Source organism: Bacillus sp. DX4.1, assembly GCF_030348195.1.
Taxonomy (GTDB): domain Bacteria; phylum Bacillota; class Bacilli; order Bacillales; family Bacillaceae_G; genus Bacillus_A.
Genome location: NZ_JAUCFT010000008.1, coordinates 3,246,486 through 3,264,004 on the forward strand (window position 1 = coordinate 3,246,486; position 17,519 = coordinate 3,264,004).

The 17,519-nt window shown below is 34.5% G+C and carries 16 protein-coding genes and 3 pseudogenes; 6 read left to right on the plus strand and 13 right to left on the minus strand.

Going from position 1 to position 17,519, the window contains the following annotated elements:
* Positions 1–331 precede the first annotated feature (331 nt).
* The 4 genes from QUF99_RS19495 to QUF99_RS19510 form a co-directional block, all read right to left on the minus strand.
* The gene (locus QUF99_RS19495) at positions 332–1,039 is read right to left on the minus strand and encodes a CsxC family protein (RefSeq protein WP_289372140.1); all 708 of its coding nucleotides are present in this window, start codon (positions 1,037–1,039) and stop codon (positions 332–334) included.
* Positions 1,040–1,534: 495 nt separating this feature from the next.
* Entirely contained in the window at positions 1,535–2,935 is a 1,401-nt protein-coding gene (locus tag QUF99_RS19500) for an amino acid permease (RefSeq protein ID WP_289372141.1), read from the minus strand.
* Between the two features lie 276 nt (positions 2,936–3,211).
* Complete coding sequence (locus tag QUF99_RS19505; RefSeq protein ID WP_289372143.1) at positions 3,212–3,427, minus strand: hypothetical protein; 216 nt, start codon at positions 3,425–3,427, stop codon at positions 3,212–3,214.
* A 273-nt stretch (positions 3,428–3,700) separates the two neighbouring features.
* A complete protein-coding gene (locus QUF99_RS19510; RefSeq protein WP_289372146.1) occupies positions 3,701–4,600 on the minus strand; it encodes a metallophosphoesterase in 900 nt (299 codons plus the stop codon).
* 501 nt (positions 4,601–5,101) lie between these two features.
* On the opposite strand from QUF99_RS19510, the gene QUF99_RS19515 reads away from it, so the two are divergent.
* Together QUF99_RS19515 and QUF99_RS19520 are read left to right on the plus strand one after the other, a co-directional pair.
* Positions 5,102–5,917, plus strand: a complete 816-nt coding sequence (locus QUF99_RS19515) for a formate/nitrite transporter family protein (RefSeq protein WP_289372148.1) — start codon at positions 5,102–5,104, stop codon at positions 5,915–5,917.
* Positions 5,918–6,016: 99 nt separating this feature from the next.
* Positions 6,017–6,289, plus strand: a complete 273-nt coding sequence (locus tag QUF99_RS19520; RefSeq protein WP_286121422.1) for an HU family DNA-binding protein — start codon at positions 6,017–6,019, stop codon at positions 6,287–6,289.
* A 20-nt stretch (positions 6,290–6,309) separates the two neighbouring features.
* Here the strand turns inward: QUF99_RS19520 and QUF99_RS19525 are convergent, their stop codons facing one another.
* The 7 genes from QUF99_RS19525 to QUF99_RS19555 form a co-directional block, all read right to left on the minus strand.
* Positions 6,310–6,789: a GNAT family N-acetyltransferase gene (locus QUF99_RS19525; RefSeq protein WP_289372149.1), complete on the minus strand. Its 480-nt coding sequence runs from the start codon at positions 6,787–6,789 to the stop codon at positions 6,310–6,312.
* A gap of 22 nt (positions 6,790–6,811) precedes the next feature.
* Positions 6,812–7,630, minus strand: a complete 819-nt coding sequence (locus tag QUF99_RS19530; protein WP_289372151.1) for an alpha/beta hydrolase — start codon at positions 7,628–7,630, stop codon at positions 6,812–6,814.
* Positions 7,631–7,655: 25 nt separating this feature from the next.
* Positions 7,656–8,474: an ABC transporter ATP-binding protein gene (locus tag QUF99_RS19535; protein WP_289372153.1), complete on the minus strand. Its 819-nt coding sequence runs from the start codon at positions 8,472–8,474 to the stop codon at positions 7,656–7,658.
* A 15-nt stretch (positions 8,475–8,489) separates the two neighbouring features.
* Positions 8,490–9,512 carry a FecCD family ABC transporter permease gene (locus tag QUF99_RS19540; RefSeq protein WP_289372155.1) on the minus strand — a complete coding sequence of 341 codons (1,023 nt, stop codon included), beginning with the start codon at positions 9,510–9,512 and terminating at the stop codon, positions 8,490–8,492.
* Positions 9,505–10,512, minus strand: coding sequence for a FecCD family ABC transporter permease (locus QUF99_RS19545; RefSeq protein ID WP_289372157.1), 1,008 nt, complete (start codon positions 10,510–10,512; stop codon positions 9,505–9,507). The genes QUF99_RS19540 and QUF99_RS19545 overlap by 8 nt, the downstream gene beginning before the upstream one ends.
* Before the next feature lie 27 nt (positions 10,513–10,539).
* Complete coding sequence (locus QUF99_RS19550; RefSeq protein WP_289372159.1) at positions 10,540–11,508, minus strand: iron-hydroxamate ABC transporter substrate-binding protein; 969 nt, start codon at positions 11,506–11,508, stop codon at positions 10,540–10,542.
* Positions 11,509–12,183: 675 nt separating this feature from the next.
* Entirely contained in the window at positions 12,184–13,245 is a 1,062-nt protein-coding gene (locus QUF99_RS19555; RefSeq protein ID WP_289372161.1) for a lactonase family protein, read from the minus strand.
* Positions 13,246–13,435: 190 nt separating this feature from the next.
* Here QUF99_RS19555 and QUF99_RS19560 point away from each other — a divergent pair.
* The 3 genes and pseudogenes from QUF99_RS19560 to QUF99_RS19570 all read left to right on the plus strand — a co-directional run.
* Positions 13,436–13,606: pseudogene (locus tag QUF99_RS19560) on the plus strand (AraC family transcriptional regulator); the annotation flags it as partial.
* Positions 13,606–13,833 (plus strand): annotated as a pseudogene (locus tag QUF99_RS19565) (DNA-3-methyladenine glycosylase family protein); the annotation flags it as partial. The pseudogenes QUF99_RS19560 and QUF99_RS19565, both read left to right, overlap by 1 nt.
* Positions 13,834–14,189: 356 nt before the next feature.
* Positions 14,190–14,408 (plus strand): hypothetical protein, encoded by a 219-nt coding sequence (locus QUF99_RS19570; protein WP_289372163.1) that lies wholly within the window; start codon positions 14,190–14,192, stop codon positions 14,406–14,408.
* A gap of 263 nt (positions 14,409–14,671) precedes the next feature.
* On the opposite strand, the pseudogene QUF99_RS19575 reads toward QUF99_RS19570, so the two are convergent.
* Positions 14,672–15,247 (minus strand): annotated as a pseudogene (locus tag QUF99_RS19575) (DJ-1/PfpI family protein).
* A gap of 256 nt (positions 15,248–15,503) precedes the next feature.
* Between QUF99_RS19575 and QUF99_RS19580 the strand changes: the two are divergent.
* The gene (locus QUF99_RS19580) at positions 15,504–15,887 is read left to right on the plus strand and encodes a YmaF family protein (protein WP_289372165.1); all 384 of its coding nucleotides are present in this window, start codon (positions 15,504–15,506) and stop codon (positions 15,885–15,887) included.
* A gap of 214 nt (positions 15,888–16,101) precedes the next feature.
* On the opposite strand, the gene pepT is transcribed toward QUF99_RS19580, so the two are convergent.
* Positions 16,102–17,334, minus strand: a complete 1,233-nt coding sequence (gene pepT, locus QUF99_RS19585; protein WP_289372166.1) for a peptidase T — start codon at positions 17,332–17,334, stop codon at positions 16,102–16,104.
* Positions 17,335–17,519: the final 185 nt, after the last annotated feature.

The following is a 17,519-nucleotide window of genomic DNA, read 5'->3' on the forward strand; positions in this document are numbered from 1 at the left end:
TAACTTTTGAGACGATCTTTCTTCCCTCTCTAACTTTTGGGACGATCTTTCTTCCTTCTCTAATTTTTGAGGTGATTTTTCTTCCTTCTCTAACTTTTGAGACGATCTTTCTTCCTTCTCTAACTCTTGAGTCACTTTGTGCTCAGAAAAAATTCCATCTATCATTTTATTGTCAATCCACGGCTTATTCATCATCAATCACTTCCTAACTGATGAATTGAAAGACATATGTATTTTTTAAAATATATAACTGTTTTCAACATTATATATGTTTTATAACAATAAAAAAGACATCATCTTTCATACGAAAGATGATGATGTCTTTTTTGTTTTAAGCCCGTACTTGCTGTACTTGTAAGACTTTCAAAGTAAGATCCAATACAATCTTTTCACGAATCTTATCAAATGATTCATTTATCTTTGTAGGACATGGCGAAAAATCAAGTTCAAAGAAATTAGCGCTAATTAATTCACAAAACGGTTGTTCATTATAAACCACTGAATTTTCAAAGAAATACTTGTCTAATCGCGGTTCATCACCATTCTTAGGATTAATAAAGTGAGATGTAGTATCTGAAGAAGCTGCGATTAAAGGCTGTGTCAGAAAATCATCTCCTGCTAACTCTGCAAATCCAGAAAAATTAACATTAGCAATGCGATCATACAGTACTCCATTACACTCATCACTAGCAAATTCAATATTTTTACGAATAAAACCTTCTACAAATAATTTTGCTCTTGTAACTCGGCGGAAATTTGTATTTTGTACTGGTGTAAAGGCTACGGGTACTAACTTACATTGTGTTAAAAATACATTTTTTAAAACACGTTTAATTTCGGTCGCTGGAGGATCCAATGAAATAGTCGACTCTACCACAATTTGAATTGTTCTCTCAGCCAAAACAACTGGCACTTTCACCAGTGCATTTTGCGTAACAATAGGTGCTGCGGCTGTATCGCTAAGTGGAATTTGAGTCTTTCCTTCAACTGGACATGGCACCTCACTCGGACATTGTTTATCACCTTGAAGTTCACTCATAATTTATACTCTCCTTTTTAAGATAATTTTAGAGTTTTAAAAACTCCTTATGCTTCTAACATATGCATGTCTTTCTATCGTTGTGTAGGTTTGTATAATAGTCATTTTTATTATTTATAGAAAAAAACCGACTTAATAATAGTCACTTTTACATATATGATAGAAACCTTAACGAATACTTACCTATCATTTTTGAATGAAGTCTGATTACACATAAACGTATACACCTAAAAAAAACCTTCTTTCGTACTTTAAGTAAGCTTTCCCATTACTTAAAGTACGAAAGAAGGTATGTGTTCTCTTTTTCCTTATACATTTGCAACATTTATCCCGCTATTCGCAGGCAGTAAGACCCCCACCTCAAGATTCAGAGAGAGAGAAACAAGGAAGATAGGTGGGGAATAACTGCCCGTTAAAACCCGATTGGTGAGGGCTAATTATCAGTGGGGGATGAAGAAAACCCCACTGATAAAAGTTTCACTTTATCAAATATTATTATAGATTAGTCGATTCTTCATCTCTTTTTTGATGATAAGAAATTGAAATATTTCCTTTTCTATTAAAAAGAAAATAGGACACGATAATAAAAACTGTAACAAGCGTCGTTAAAAGAGCTTGTGAACGTAATGATTCGATAACAAACATAGCGATTAATACCGCTGTTATCCCAGCAATTGTGACATATGTTAAATAAGGAAACAGCCACATCTTCACCTTCAAAACTTCCTGATTTTTCTTATCCATCTTCTTACGCATACGTAAATGTGAAAAAGCAATAACAAGATACACTAACAAGGCAATCCCACCAGATGCGTTCACTAAGAATAAAAATACTTTATCCGGAGAAATATAACTGAAAATAACGCCAATATAAGCAAAAAATGTACCAAACAACACAGCTCGAACCGGTACTCCGCTGCTACTTAATTTTAAAAATGCCTTCGGAGCATCTCCTCTTCCAGCCATTGAAAAAAGCATTCTTGAATTTGTATACAAACCTGAATTTAAACAAGAAAGCACTGCAGTCAATACGATAAAATTCATAATCTGAGCTGCTGCTGGTATACCGATATGTTCCAGTACCGCTACAAATGGGCTTTTTAGTATATTAGCTGAATCCCAAGGAAGAAGAGTCACAACTACCGTGATAGAACCTATGTAAAATACAAGAATACGCCAAATCACACTGTTAGTCGCTGTTTTTACTGCTTTGGCAGGCTCTGTTGATTCCCCTGCTGCTACCGCAACAATTTCAGATCCCATAAATGAAAATATAACGACTGTAATTCCAAGAAGAACAGAACTTATACCATGAGGAATAAATCCCCCTTGCCCGACTAAATTAGAGAAACCGGGTGCTGAAGTTCCTGGTACAAGCCCCATAATAACAGCTAGTCCAAGACAAAGAAACAACACAATACTTACTACTTTTATAAAAGAAAACCAATATTCAAATTCTCCAAATGATTTCACTGAAAACACATTTGTAAGGGTCAAAAGAACAGTTAAAATTAAGCTTAATAACCAAAGTGGAACTTGTGGAATCCAATATTGAATAATCCCTGCTCCTGCCGTTGCTTCTATGGCAATAACGATTACCCAAAAAAACCAATACAACCAGCCAATTGTATACCCAGCCCACGGACCAATTGCCTCACGTGCATAGGTAGCAAAGGAACCACTTGTCGGATTAGCAACTGCCATTTCGCCTAGCATCCTCATTACAAAGATAACCAGCAGTCCAGCTAGTGCATACGAAAGTATAGAACCAGGACCGGTAGAATGAATAACCGCACCACTCCCAACAAATAGGCCAGCTCCAATAACTCCACCAATCGAAATCATTGTAATATGACGTATCTGTAAATCCTTCTTTAATTTTTTATCCGTCTTCATCTTATACCCCTCCCATTTTTCAGAATCCATGTAAAAGCATTAAGTATTACGTCTTGTTTTTATTATGTAAAAACTGTGTTTCTTCATCTTATATTTCATCCCCCCTTTTTACCCCATGATGAAATTCTTTTTTATACTTTCGTTTTCTTTTTAATGTGCGACACTAATTTAAAAATATCAAAATATTCCAAAAGTAACAAATGGTATATTTTTCTATAAAGAAAAAGATAGTCCTTGAACTTAAAAAACACATTTATTTAGAGTTTTTCTATTCTATTAATGTAACAAATAGTTCTTACAATTATTGCCTCGGCGAAATCCCCAACCAAAACAAAACAAATCAACTAACTCTTCTGCTGCTTTTTCTGGTCCACCCAGCTGTTCCATCAGTGAATGTTTGTTAGAAATTATCGTAACGGCAGAAAATGAATGTGCAAGTAGCAAAGGATTTTTCGTAGCAACTTCACCATTCTTTATCGCCGCTTGAAACAAATTTTCTAAAATGCACTGATCAAAGTTTTACTTTATTTTCTCAACAATTTTTTTAGTTAATTATGGTAAAATATAAATGGGATGGGAGTCCCCAATACATAAGTGGTTATTCAAGTCAGAGAAAAGGCACTCGTAATGAGTGCTTTTTCTCTGTTTAAGATCTTAATAGAAGGCATGAAATTGATTACATTTAGTACAAAAAGTACAAATGCATTCTCAAAATGAGAAAATTATTATTTTCTACTAACTTATCCATTTGGAATTCCTTTCAACTCAAATCTCTTTATTCGTCCGTTTCAACACGAAAACAGAGAGCTCAGGTTTACTTAAAAACCGCAAAGGCATTCTCGTAGTTCCAATTCCACGATTGACATACAATTGCAATGGTTTACTTCGATCTTTGAATAAATACAATCCTTCCACATATTTTTCAGCTAATGACGTAGTCACAATAGGCCCTATGAACGGAATTTGGACTTGCCCGCCATGACTATGCCCGGAAATCTGAAAATCTACTGGATATTTACGAATTTGATCTGCGACATCTGGTTCATGTACCAATAGTAAGTTAAAATCTTGACTTCGGAGCTGTTGCAACGTACGTTGAATTTGTGGCTTTCCGAGTAAAAAATCATCTAGTCCAGACACTGTAATATGATTACCATTTGCTACTGTTATCTTTTTCACTTCATTTACTAAAACAGTGAAACCCGCTTCCTCCATATATTTCTTATATAATCTACTCCCCCCTCCACCACGATCATGATTACCAAACACTGCATATTTTCCAAGCGGAGCACAAATTTGGCTCAAAATAGCTTTTGCCTGTTCTCTTTCAGAATGGTACGTACCAAAATGATCAATTAAATCACCCGTAAAAACAACAATATCAGGCTTTAGTATATTTATTTGTTCTACTAGCCCTTGTAGCTGTTGAAGAGTAAAATTTGGTCCTAAATGTGTATCTGACAACTGTACAATTTTTATATTATGAAAACCATCTGGAATATTAGAGTTTTCAATATCATTCCATGTGGTTAATATTGATTTAGGTTCAAATTTCGTGGCATATAAATAAACTACCACTGGTAAAATAAAAATGGCTAGGAAGCTAATTACAATTATTTTCTTTGAAATTATATTTTTCTTTTTTCTCTCTATATTAACACTCATATTTTCACCTCTGGATGTATCATAAGAGCTTAATGTTACATCCGTGTTACAAAATGAGAAGATAATACTACTATACGAATTTAAACACATTGTAATATATTAATTGCTTTTATTATGCATTTTTATCCATCATAAAGCCACACCCAATTGACAAGATTTTGAAAATTATGTAACATAAATTTATAATTTCTATATTTAATAAAAACGTTATTATTCCTAATACACTGTTCATTATGCTCCTACAAAATAAAGCTATTTCAGCCAGTATAAATGGTACATTTTCTACAAAAACAGGTCTGATTTATGTTGGTTTTTATATTTATTCCGCATTAATAGGCAGTAAGACTCCCATCTCAAGATTCTGAGAAATTCAAAGAAGATAGATGGGGGATAACTGCCCGTAAAAGTTCGATTGGTGAGGGCTAATGATCAGTGGGGGATGAAGAAAACCTCCACTGATCAAAGTTTCACTTTATTACCATAAATATGGAGGGGTTATTTATGTCTGTCTATGCACCACAAGAAATTACTGAATTGGCTACCAATTCAGGACAAAAGAAAGCTCTTTTACCACTACTGCCTATGCTAATTCTCGGGTTTCTAGGTGGCGCTTTCATTGCATTAGGTTATTTACTCGATATTCATGTAATTGGAACTGTACCAAAGTCTTGGGGATCGTTTGCTAGTTTTCTAGGAGCTGCTGTTTTCCCGATCGGTCTCATCTTAATTATTCTTGCCGGCGGTGAATTAGTAACTGGTAATATGATGACCGTACCAATCGCTTGGTTTTCTAAAAGGATTACCTTTTCTAAAGTATTAAAAAATTTAACGATTGTTACTGTTAGTAATTTTATTGGAGCTGTATTTGTTGCTTATTTTTTCGGGCACATTGTTGGATTAACGGAAGGACAGTTCTTAACAAAAACCGTAGCCATCGCTCAAGCGAAACTACATGATACACCTTTGCAAGCATTTGTCTCTGCTATTGGCTGTAACTGGCTCGTTTGCTTAGCCGTTTGGCTCAGTATGGGTAGCAAAGATTTTAGCGGAAAAGTAATTGGCATTTGGTTTCCTGTCATGACTTTTGTTGCCATTGGCTTTCAGCACGTTGTAGCCAATATGTTTGTCATTCCAGCAGCTATCTTTGCAGGACATATAACTTGGATGGAATACTTCCCGAATTTCATTGTCGTCTTTTTCGGAAATTTAGTCGGTGGTATGATTTTCGTTGCCTTACCTTATTTTTTAGCTTATAACAAACAGATGCAGTCTAAAAATGAAACAGCTGAATTAAAGAAAAAATCTGCGACTGCTTAACAAAATAATTTAACAGAAAATCAATAGTACACTTGTTCTCTTCTCTTTTATACGTTATAATAACAACTTATAATCAATACTTACATATGAGGTGAAGATATGAATAAAACAGAATTAATTAAAAATGTAGCACAAACAGCTGAAATTTCTCAAAAAGAAGCTACTGTAGTTGTGCAATCTGTATTAGAATCAATCACAAACACTTTAACAACTGGTGAAAAAGTACAACTTATCGGATTCGGTACATTTGAAGTTCGTGAAAGAGCTGCTCGTACAGGCCGTAACCCACAAACTGGTGAAGAAATGCAAATCGCAGCTTCAAAAGTTCCTGCATTCAAAGCTGGTAAAGAATTAAAAGAAGCTGTAAAATAATGAAAAAACGGCCTTCTCGCTTATGAGAAGGCTGTTTTTTTCATTATATAATTGATAAAAATTTGTCCATTATGTTTCTTGTTTTGTTTGTTTATACAGGTATATCCCTTCCTTTCAAAAAAAGGGCGTGCTGTAATACTCGCTTCTGTATACACTTCCTGATGTTCTAACTTTATTGCCTCTTTCTCCAGCATTTGCAATATTTTAGAAGCAACTCCCCACCCCTGATAATCTTTATGAGTAAATAATCGATCTATGTAAGCTTCATCATTATAATCCCCAAAACCAATCACCTTTCCTTCAAGCTCAGCTACATAACATATATTCTTTTCTAAAGAATTCAACCATTTCGTGCAACCTAAACCTTTTGGTGCCCATGCATCTAATTGCTTTTGATTATAATCTTTTTCATTAATTGTATGAACCGTATCATAAAAGAGCTGTAACACTTGGTCTAAGTCATTTTTATTAAAATTTCTTACTAATATATTTCTGGTCATTTTTAGTACCCTTTATCTGCAATTATTGATTAAATACAAACCGCAATGCCCTGCTTAAAACGGTCGGTATTACAGATACATGATTTTCTCCGTCAGCTTCATGGAAAGCAAACCGTAATCTACTATGTTGTAAATCAAATAAGCGCTCTGATAGTGCACTTGCATCCTCAACCATATGATCTTTTTCTAGTGATCCAACAGTAAGAAAAACCCCAATCTCAGAATCTGCTTTATCTAATTCATTTATAAAATCCGCTTCTTTTTCAAGAATGGATTGGTCGTTCCACCAAATAGAAGGACTGCTTATAAAATATGTTTGAAAAGCATTTATATTTGTAAACAATACGTACAAAACAAATAGTCCACCTAATGAATGTCCAAATATTGTTTGTCTCTTAGAATCAACTTGAAACTGTTTATTGATTCGTGGTTTCAATTCTTCTTGAATAAAATCTAAAAAAACATTCGCTCCTCCTGTTTTCGGCCATGGTTTTCCATCTGGTCTTGGCGGTAAAGTAAGAGAAGACGATGGAAGTGTAAAATCATAAAATCGGTAGGTAGAAGCAAAATTTTCTTCTATTGGATAACCGATACCAACAACAATAGCTGGTATAACTCCCGTTTTTTCAGATCTAACAGATTGTACCCGCACAGCCTCTTGAAACGTTTGGAAAAAAGCATTCCCATCTAATACATAAATCACGGGATATCCAGAAGGTGGCGCTTGTTGCTTTGGCTTCGAAATATGAATTCTATATTCACGATTCTCTTTTTTGGAATGCATATTCCATTGTTCTGTATTCGAAATGATAGCATCTTGTTTTTCAATACTGAAATTCATGAAATAAAATCCTCCCTCTTACTTTTTAACTCGTTACATAAATTTCTGTATTTTCCTCTTGGAATACACTGTCGTAACCGAAACATACAGGAGCCCCATTATATGGATCTATCATTACTCGTGCATCAATCTGAAACACATTTTTTAACACTTCATTTGTAATAATTTCTACAGGACTTCCAACTGTAACGATTTTCCCTTCTTTCATCGCGATAATTTCATGGGAAAATCGCGCCGCATGATTAATATCATGTAAAACCATAACTACCGTACATTTATGCTCCCTATTTAATCGTTCAACTATTTGCAGTACTTCTAATTGATGAGCCATGTCAAGATAGGTAGTTGGTTCATCTAATAATAAAATTTCCGTTTCTTGCGCTAAAGCCATAGCTAGCCATACTTTTTGTCTTTGTCCACCTGATAAATTTGCAATTTGACGTTTACGAAAAGCAGTCGTTTTTGTAATATCCATCGCCCATTCAATGATTTCTTTATCTTTTGATGAGATTTTATTGACATTGTTACGGTGTGGATATCGCCCGTAAGAAATCAGTTCTTCTACCTTCAATTCTCCTGGAGCAATTGGATTTTGTGGTAATAAAGCAAGCTGCTTCGCAATCTGTTTTGTAGGAATTGTATGTAAATCTTGTCCTTGTAAATACACCTTACCACTTTTCTGTTTTAAAATTCGGCCCATTGTTTTTAACAAGGTAGATTTTCCACATCCATTTGGTCCAATAATCGTTGTCACTTTACCTTCCTGTACTTCTACATTTAAATCACGAAACACCGTAAATTTTTCATAGCTTGTTTCTAAATTCTTTACGCTTAGGACACTCACTTCCTATCACTCCTTTTACGCCTTTGCTTTGTATAACAGATATAGAAAATATGGTACACCAATAATTGAAATCACGATTCCAACTGGTAACTCTGCTGGTGTAAAAAATGTTTTCGCAATAAAATCCGAGGCAATGACAAGTAGCATTCCAATTGCTCCGCATACGGGAATTACATGATTATGATGGATTCCGACCAGACATTTGGCAATGTGTGGCGCCATTAGACCAACAAAACCAATGCTTCCTGAAACAGAAACGCAAGCACTTACTAATCCAATACTACTTAATAATAAAATGGATTTTTCTTTTTCTACTGAAACTCCTAGGCTTGTTATACTCGTCTCTTCCAATTGAAATAAATCGAGCAAGTACGCTTTTCTTTTGATAATTGGAATTAAGATAATGAGCCAGGGCAACATTGCAATAATATATTTCCAGTTTGCATTATATATACTTCCCGAAACCCAAACCGTAGCCATTTCAAAATCAGTAGCTTTCATTTTCAATGATACATACATGGAAAATGCTCCAAATCCTGAACCTATCGCAATCCCTGTTAACAAAAGACGCTGCGAATCTAATTTTCCATTTCGCCAAGAAAACATATATATTAGTATTGCAGCTCCTAAGCCACCGACTAAACCAAACAATGGCATCATCATAATAGAAATCCAGTCTGTACTTTTTATTTGGCTTTGAAAGAAAAACATAAAGATAACGATTGCAGTTCCTGCTCCTGCATTAATCCCTAAAATACCTGGATCTGCTAAACCATTTCGTGTAACTCCTTGAATAACAGCACCTGCAATTCCAAGTCCTACTCCTACTAATCCAGCAATTACAATTCTAGGAAGCCTAAAATCAAATATAACTAAATCATGCTCAGGTACAGAATCAATCCGAAATATCGTTCGAAATACATCTGTAATCGTAATATCAAACGTACCATTTGTTAAACTCATATAAATTGCACTCAAAATTAAGAATATGATAATACTCATTGTCATTACATAACGCTGGCGTGAACCTCTAAGCATGCTTCTCTCCTCCTCTTGTTCTAATTAAGTAAAGGAAGAAAGGAATTCCAATTAATGACGTAACGACCCCTATTGGTGTTTCAAATGGATAATTTACAAATCTACTTAACACATCACATAAGGCTAGAAAAACTCCGCCGATTACACCAGCACACGGTACAATCCATTTATAATCTACTCCAATTAAAAAGCGAGTAATATGAGGAATAATTAGTCCTACAAAACCAATTTTTCCAACTAAAGCAACCGCAGTACCTGTTAAAAATACAACAGATATAATTGCAGTAGCTTTTACAAGTTTTGTGCGTTGACCTAAATTAATAGAAACCTCTTCCCCTAACGAAAGAATCGTAATAGATTTTGAGATAAGAAGCGCCAGAATAATACCAGCTAAGCCAAACGGAATTGCTAACTTGAGTATATTCGGATCTACTTGATGTAATTTCGCGTTATACCAAAAGCTAATATTTTGCGAGACTTGAAAATAGGATGCAATTGCAGCAGAAATACTACTTAAAAATGTTCCTATAACAGTTCCTATAATTGCCAGCCGAACTGGTGATAATCCATTTCGAAGCAATGAACCAAATCCAAAAACAATTCCAGCTCCTAATGCCGAACCGAGCATAGAACATAAAATCATATTCACTGAAGACATTCCTGGAAGGAACACCATACAAATTGTAATAACAAATGCAGAGCCATCTGTCACACCCATAATAGAAGGGGATGCAAGATAGTTTCTTGTCATCCCCTGCATAAGTGCTCCTGATATGGCTAGAAATGCTCCGACTAATAGAGCTCCAACTACCCTTGGTAAACGAGAAGTAATAACAATATTATGATTTACATTTCCTGAATTGAAATGAAACAGTGCATTCCAAGCTGTTTCAAAATCAATATTTTTCGCCCCATATAAAATAGATAACATAATCGTAAGTAAAATACATATGGGGGCCAGACATACAATTATCATTAGTACTGAATTTATTTTCCGCATATCATTCAACGCACCTTACTTATTTAATTATTTAGATAATTTTTTCTCTGCAGCTTTTAAGAATGCTGTTTTACTCCAAGCAGTACCACCTTGTGCCATTGGATCAACAGCGTTTACAAATACCTTTTTGTCTTTAACAGCATTAATACTTTGCCAGATTGGATTACTTTCTAATTCTTCTAGCGCTTTTGGCTTATCTTTATTTTCGCTTGCTTCAAATTGCAAGAAGACATAATCTGGATTGCTTTCAGCTAATTTTTCTAAAGAGATTGCTTCTTGCGCTTTTACAGCTTTAATTTGTTCTGGAACAGTTAATCCTAAATCTTTGTAAATAACAGGGTTGAAGTATACGCCTTCTGGATAAAGATACAAGCTACTAGCTCTTAGTCTTACTACAAGAACCTTCTTATCTTTTAACTTGTCTGATAGTTTTCCTTTTGCTTTCTCAGCATCTGCTTTGTAATCCTTAATAATTTTTTCTGCTTTATCTTTCTTACCAGATAGCTCTCCCATTAACTTTAAGTTATCTTCCCAATTTGTAGAAATGTGTGACACTGGGAATGTAGGAGCTACCTTCGTAAACTTCTCAAACGTTTCTGGTGGGAATTTTGAACTAGATGTAATTACATCTGGTTTTAATTGAAGTAACGTTTCAAAATTGGGTTGCATTTTCTCACCAACAGATTTTGCACCTTCTAAATCTTTTGCTAAATACTCAGGTAACTTTCCACCTACTGTAATTGCTCCTACTGGCTTAATTCCAAGTACAGCTGCATCTTCCATTGATTCTAAACTAGCTGTTACAATTTTTGATACTTTTGAAGGCACTGTATATTCTTTCCCAAGATATGTAATTTTCTGTTTCTCATCCTTCTTCGTTTCAGTCGCTTTACTTTGCTGCTTTTGTTCTCCTGAACTCTTTTCTGCACTGTTACATGCTGCAAGACCTACACTTAATACTGTTACCATTCCTAACGCAAATAATTTCTTCTTCATGTTTCTAACTACTCCTCTCCAAATTTACAATCTTAAAATGTATGAAATACACCATTTTAATAATTTTTATGAATCAAATGAAACATCGTCTTTATCTATGTATTTCCTTAGCGTACATCTATTCAACATTAAAAATCATTCGCTTCACTTCCTCCAATAACAAATCATCTTTTCTATCTCCATTAATTGATAATGATTATCGTTATTAAGTATATATTTATATACCAATTATTTCAATAATAATTTTAGAAATTTGAACAATTATGTGTACACTAACAATAGAGTTGTTTAATTTTAATCTCACCTCTTTTTTATTCATATAAATAATAGAAATGATATTCAAGAAATCCTCCTAAAAAAAACACGTTCGATTATATTAAATGTAATCGAACGTGTTTTTTTAGCTTTATTGTATACTTAATTTTATTAAAATATATCACCGCTGATTCATATTATATAAATCCATTTTGATTTTTCGACATATAGCCGCGGCTATGGATAACAAAAAGTGACCTGCACTCGTTTTCTCTCTTTGTTTTCACTTGACATGGGGCAGGAAAAGGCTCTGACCGCTTCTATGCATGGCCGGATGCTCTCTCCCACCTTAAAATTCGGTTTTTTAATTTGTATTTATATAGACGCCTACAACATGTCTACTTCAATACTATTTATAAATTAAATATTCAAAAATTTCATACATACCGGGTCAGGCACAACAACATCAGACTGCAAAAGCGTCAGCTTTCCTGTAGACTCGTTTCTTGAAAATAACACAAGATTACTGGATTTTTCATTTAAAGCAACAAGGAATTTTCCAGTAGGATCAAGTACAAAATCTCGTGGCCAATTCCCTTCTGTAGGTATAGATTCAACAAAAACAAGTTCACTTGAATCCTGATTTACACTGAAAACAGCAATACTATTATGTCCCCGGTTTGCCGCATATACAAAGCGACCATCCGAAGAGATATGAATCGCACTACCTTGGTTGTTCTCATTATATTCTTCTGGAATGGTAGAAATGTATTGTAACTCTTTAAAACTGCCGTCCTCAGCATTATATGTCAAAACGATTACCTCTGAACTAAGTTCAGTCATCATATAGGCGTATTTTTCATTTGGGTGAAACACAAGATGTCTTGGACCACTTCCTGGATTGACAGATAAATTGCTAACTTCCGTTAAAATACCTCTATTTACTTCATATGTAATCAATTTATCGATTCCCAAATCAATAGCTACTACATATTTTTCATCAGGAGTAAATCCTGCGTAATGTGTGTGCGGCTTTTGTTGTCTTTCTTTATTTGGGCCCGAACCTTTATGTTCAATAATGGATGTTGCAGAACTTACAGTTCCATTTTCCTGATTTACTAGATAGGATTCAATTGTTCCTTTATGGTAATTTGCTGTAACTACTGTGCGATTTTTTCTGTCAACACTAACATGGCAAGGGGGTGCCCCCTCTAATAATTGGGTATTTAGCGCTTCAAGATTTTTGGTCTGATTGTTAATTGAATAAACAGCTACACCTCCTGATTCCTCTTTTTTTATTACCGAATAGAGATATTGATTGTCTTGACTAATGGTTAAGTATGTGGGGTTGTCTAAATGAGCTGCTTCCTTTACATCCAAGATTCTTGCTGTTTCTGTATCCAGCGTAAAGCTGTAAATACCTTTGCTGTCACCTTTCGTATAAGTTCCGATATATCCAAAAAACTTACTTTTATTCATCATCTTTGTATGCTCCTTTCGGAAAATTTTATTCATATCATTGCATTCTAAGTTGGCTGTCAATAATCCCTTTATTTAAACACTGAAACAAATCCCCATGCTTCTAATGCAAGTTTACTATCTATAGAAACAGTAAACAAAGATATACTTACACACACTCGTTTACAAAATAATTTTTTTACTAAAAAGCCCCCGCCCCTGCAAACGATGTAAACCGAATGGACTGAGGTTGCCCGATGAAGATTGGGTAACACAAATTACGGAATACATTGATAATAATTACAATGAAACATTAACGTTAGAAACACTAGCAGCTATGTGTCACGGCAGTCCTTATCATTTACAGCGTACTTTCAAACGAGTTTGGTAAATATACGTGGAGTTGGGCCATGGACAGCAAATTATGTTTTGATGCGCTGTCTGAGAATTCCTTCTGCTTTTCCTATTGATGATGTCGGTCTGCATAACGTGATTAGACTTCTTACAGGTTCCGAGAACAAACCTACTAAAGAAGAAATTAGACAGTTCTCTTCAACATGGACAAACTGGGAATCCTATGCAATTTTCTATTTATGGAGAATTCTTTATTAATTTTATTCTAAAAATCTATTCCCTAGACAAAAACAGATACAATATCCTATACCCTGTGCAACTGCCACAGAATTGTGTTATTTATACAATAAAAGGTTCCTTTCACATTTTCGTGTTTTTAACTCAGCAATATTGGATCCTCTTCTTCCAAGTCCAATAACATTAAACATGCTTTCCCATCTTTTCTTTGCAGGTTCTTGTAAATCATTTCTAATATACAACTAGTGAAAATACTTCATACTGAAAACAAATTTCCAGCTTCTAAAAGTTCAAAACATAAAAGAAATGTACATAAAAACTGAGATAAGAGAAGATTATATAAGGGTATAAAAAATACAGTACAGGAGGAAACAAAAATGCCACAACAAATTGATACTAACCAATTAAAAAAAGCTCAAGCAGCAGTATCCCTTTCTAAGGGACTAATTACACAAGCAATTGAACAATCTGCTTCAGATCAAATACTATGTGAAGCAGCTTTAAAACAAGCTTCAACTGAGATAGCTCAAGCCCAAACCCTTGTGAGTCAAGTACAATCATCCCTTCAAACACAGTCAGCTCAACAATCAGAATAAAATCAATCTTATATGAAAAGAAAACACTGAAGATAGTAATTCAGCGTTTTTTGATTTATGTATATCATATTTATCCCGTAAAAGCCCGATTCGTGCGGGCTAATGATCAGTGGGGGATGAAGCCCCCCACTGATTAAAGTTTCACTTTATGTGAGGTTTACATAACCCCACTTTTCGGTAGTAAAAAGAAAAAGCTAGCATGATGCTAGCTTTTTTCATAAATCAATAATTAAAAATAAGTTTATTTATAACAAAGTTGATTACTACCTTACTTTTAATCCTTTTCCAACTGGTTGAACAGTCTCAATTACTTTGTTAACCATTTCTTCATCAATTAATAATTTTATGATCCATGAAACAAGCTCTTGTGCAGCTAAACATCCTGCAGCAGTTGATACATTACCTTCATTTACAAAACTTTCCTCAACCACATTAACACCATATTGCTCCAGTTGTTGAACCACTGTAGGGTATGTAGTGGCTTTCTTACCTGTTAAAAGACCTAATGCTCCTAGAAGCAATGCTCGTGAACACATAGAACCAATAAGCTATTTTTCTGGATTTAATTTTAGACTTTCCAAATAAGTAGATTCTTTTATTACTTTTTGTACACCAACACCACTAGAAATTAAAATAGCATACGCATTTATTATTTCTTCTAATGAACCAGAGGTAGGAATACATAATCCAGCCATAGATACATGATTTTCTTTTGTACCTATAATTTTCACCTCCCAATCAGTAACTCCTCCAATCAATTTCACTCTGTTTAATAATTCCCAAGGTAAAAAGACATCTATATCAGTGAACTGATTAAAACATAATATAACAATTTTCATAGACTATCCTCCATTTCAAATCAAAATTATTTGCATTTATCCTTTAACTGTTATGTACGCTCTCTTAACATATTAATTTCGTATTCAAATAGTAAAATCCCTGTTGTATATCTTATTCATATCAGATCTACATAAGATATCCTTACCGGTAGTAAACAAAAACTCATTAACAATTTTTCCAAATTTACTAACATACATTTTTATCAATTTTAATAACATATTAAAGTAAGTTTATCTAAAAGGAGGTAGTTCTTTCATGACGATAAATCCACCAGATAAGAATGTGCCAGAACCAAAGGAACAGAATAATACCAACACCCTCGAAGAAAATACAATACAGACACATGTACACGAATTTATAGCCAGTACTAAGTTAGCAGAAGAAGGTGACGACAGACATAATCACCGTTTTGCAGGCGTTACTAGCGAAGTAATACCAAAGGGTAACAGTCATGTTCATGCAATATTTGTTAATACCGATTTTTTTAATCATCATCATGAAGTAGCAATAACAACAGGTCCTGCTATCTTTATCGGAAATGGAAAACATATACATTTCATAAAAGGAACAACTACATTAGATGATGATCACGTTCATGAATTAGAATTCACTACTTTAATTGACCGACCTCTCTTATAAATCCATAAATGGTCATAAAAAAAGAACCTAATTAAATTAGATTCTTTTTTTTATTTTTCTTCTCGTTAATTTTTTTCATCCTGTATATCTATCTCAATAAGTCAATTTAATATTGATATTATTCTAGTTCATATCATAGTTGTTAAGCAAAAATTAAATAGATTTAAAAGAAATAAACCCAGATAGTAATCAACACCATCCGGGTTTATTTCTTTTATGCTTTTTCTTCAAATAACTGCGCTATCTCGATAATAACTTGAACAGCTTTTTCCATATTATCTACAGAAATATATTCAAATTTGCCATGGTAGTTTTCCCCACCAGTAAAGATATTTGGTGTTGGCAGACCCATATACGATAATTGGGAACCGTCAGTACCACCACGGATTGGTTGGATTTTCGGCTCGATATCGAGGTTTTTCATTGCTTCATAAGCAATATCCACAATTTCCTTGACCGGTTCAATCTTTTCAAGCATATTGTAGTATTGATCATTCATCTCGAGGATAATACTTTCAGTACCATACTTCTCCTGCATCTGATTCGCGATTGCTGCCACGTTTTCTTTTCGGGCAATAAAGTTGTTGCGGTTAAAGTCACGGATAATATAATTGGATTGACTTTGTTCAACATCACCATTTACCGAGATAAGGTGGTAAAATCCTTCATAACCATCTGTATACTCTGGTGCCTCTGCTGCCGGTAGTTGCTCGTGGAACTCCATCGCTAGCTTATTTGCATTGACCATTTTATTCTTGGCTGTACCAGGATGAGTATTGTTTCCTTTAAAAATAAGCTTGGCACTTGCAGCATTGAAACTTTCATACTCTAGCCCCCCCAGCGGTCCACCATCCATCGTGTACGCAAATGATGCCCCAAAAGATTTCACATCAAAATGTGCTGGTCCACGACCAATTTCTTCGTCAGGTGTAAATGCCACTCTAATTTTCCCATGTTTGATTTCTGGGTGATGTAATAGATAGTCCATTGCGGTCATAATTTCCGTAATCCCAGCTTTATCATCTGCGCCAAGAAGTGTTGTTCCATCAGTAGTAATCAATGTATGTCCTTTATAAGACGGCAGCTCCGGGAACATTTCTGGCGTTAGAATAACGCCCAATTCCTTGTTCAGCGTAATCGCTTTACCATCAAAATTTTGATGGATTTGCGGTTTAACATTTTTCCCTGTAAAATCTGTTGCAGTATCCAGATGAGCTAAAAATCCAATCACTGGAACCTGCTTGTCTGTATTTGCAGGAAGTGTCGCCATCACGTAACCATTTGCATCCATCGTTACTTCCGATAATCCCATCACGTTTAATTCTTCCACCAATAGTTTGGCAAACTCAATTTGACCAGATGTTGACGGTACTGTATGACTTTGTTCACTGGATTGTGTGTCTACCTTTACATATCTTGTAAAACGTTCTATGATTCCTTGTTTCATGCTACTTCACTCCTTTTCATGTTATCTTTCTTTATTATAGCCCCTGCTGCACAATATTTTTATTTATTTTAACTTTAATTGTACTACTATTCTCACTACATCTAGCATCTCATATCTTCCTTTACAAAAACTCCCGTTCCTATAAAAGAGACGAGAGTTAACCCGCGTTGCCACCCTAGTTGAAA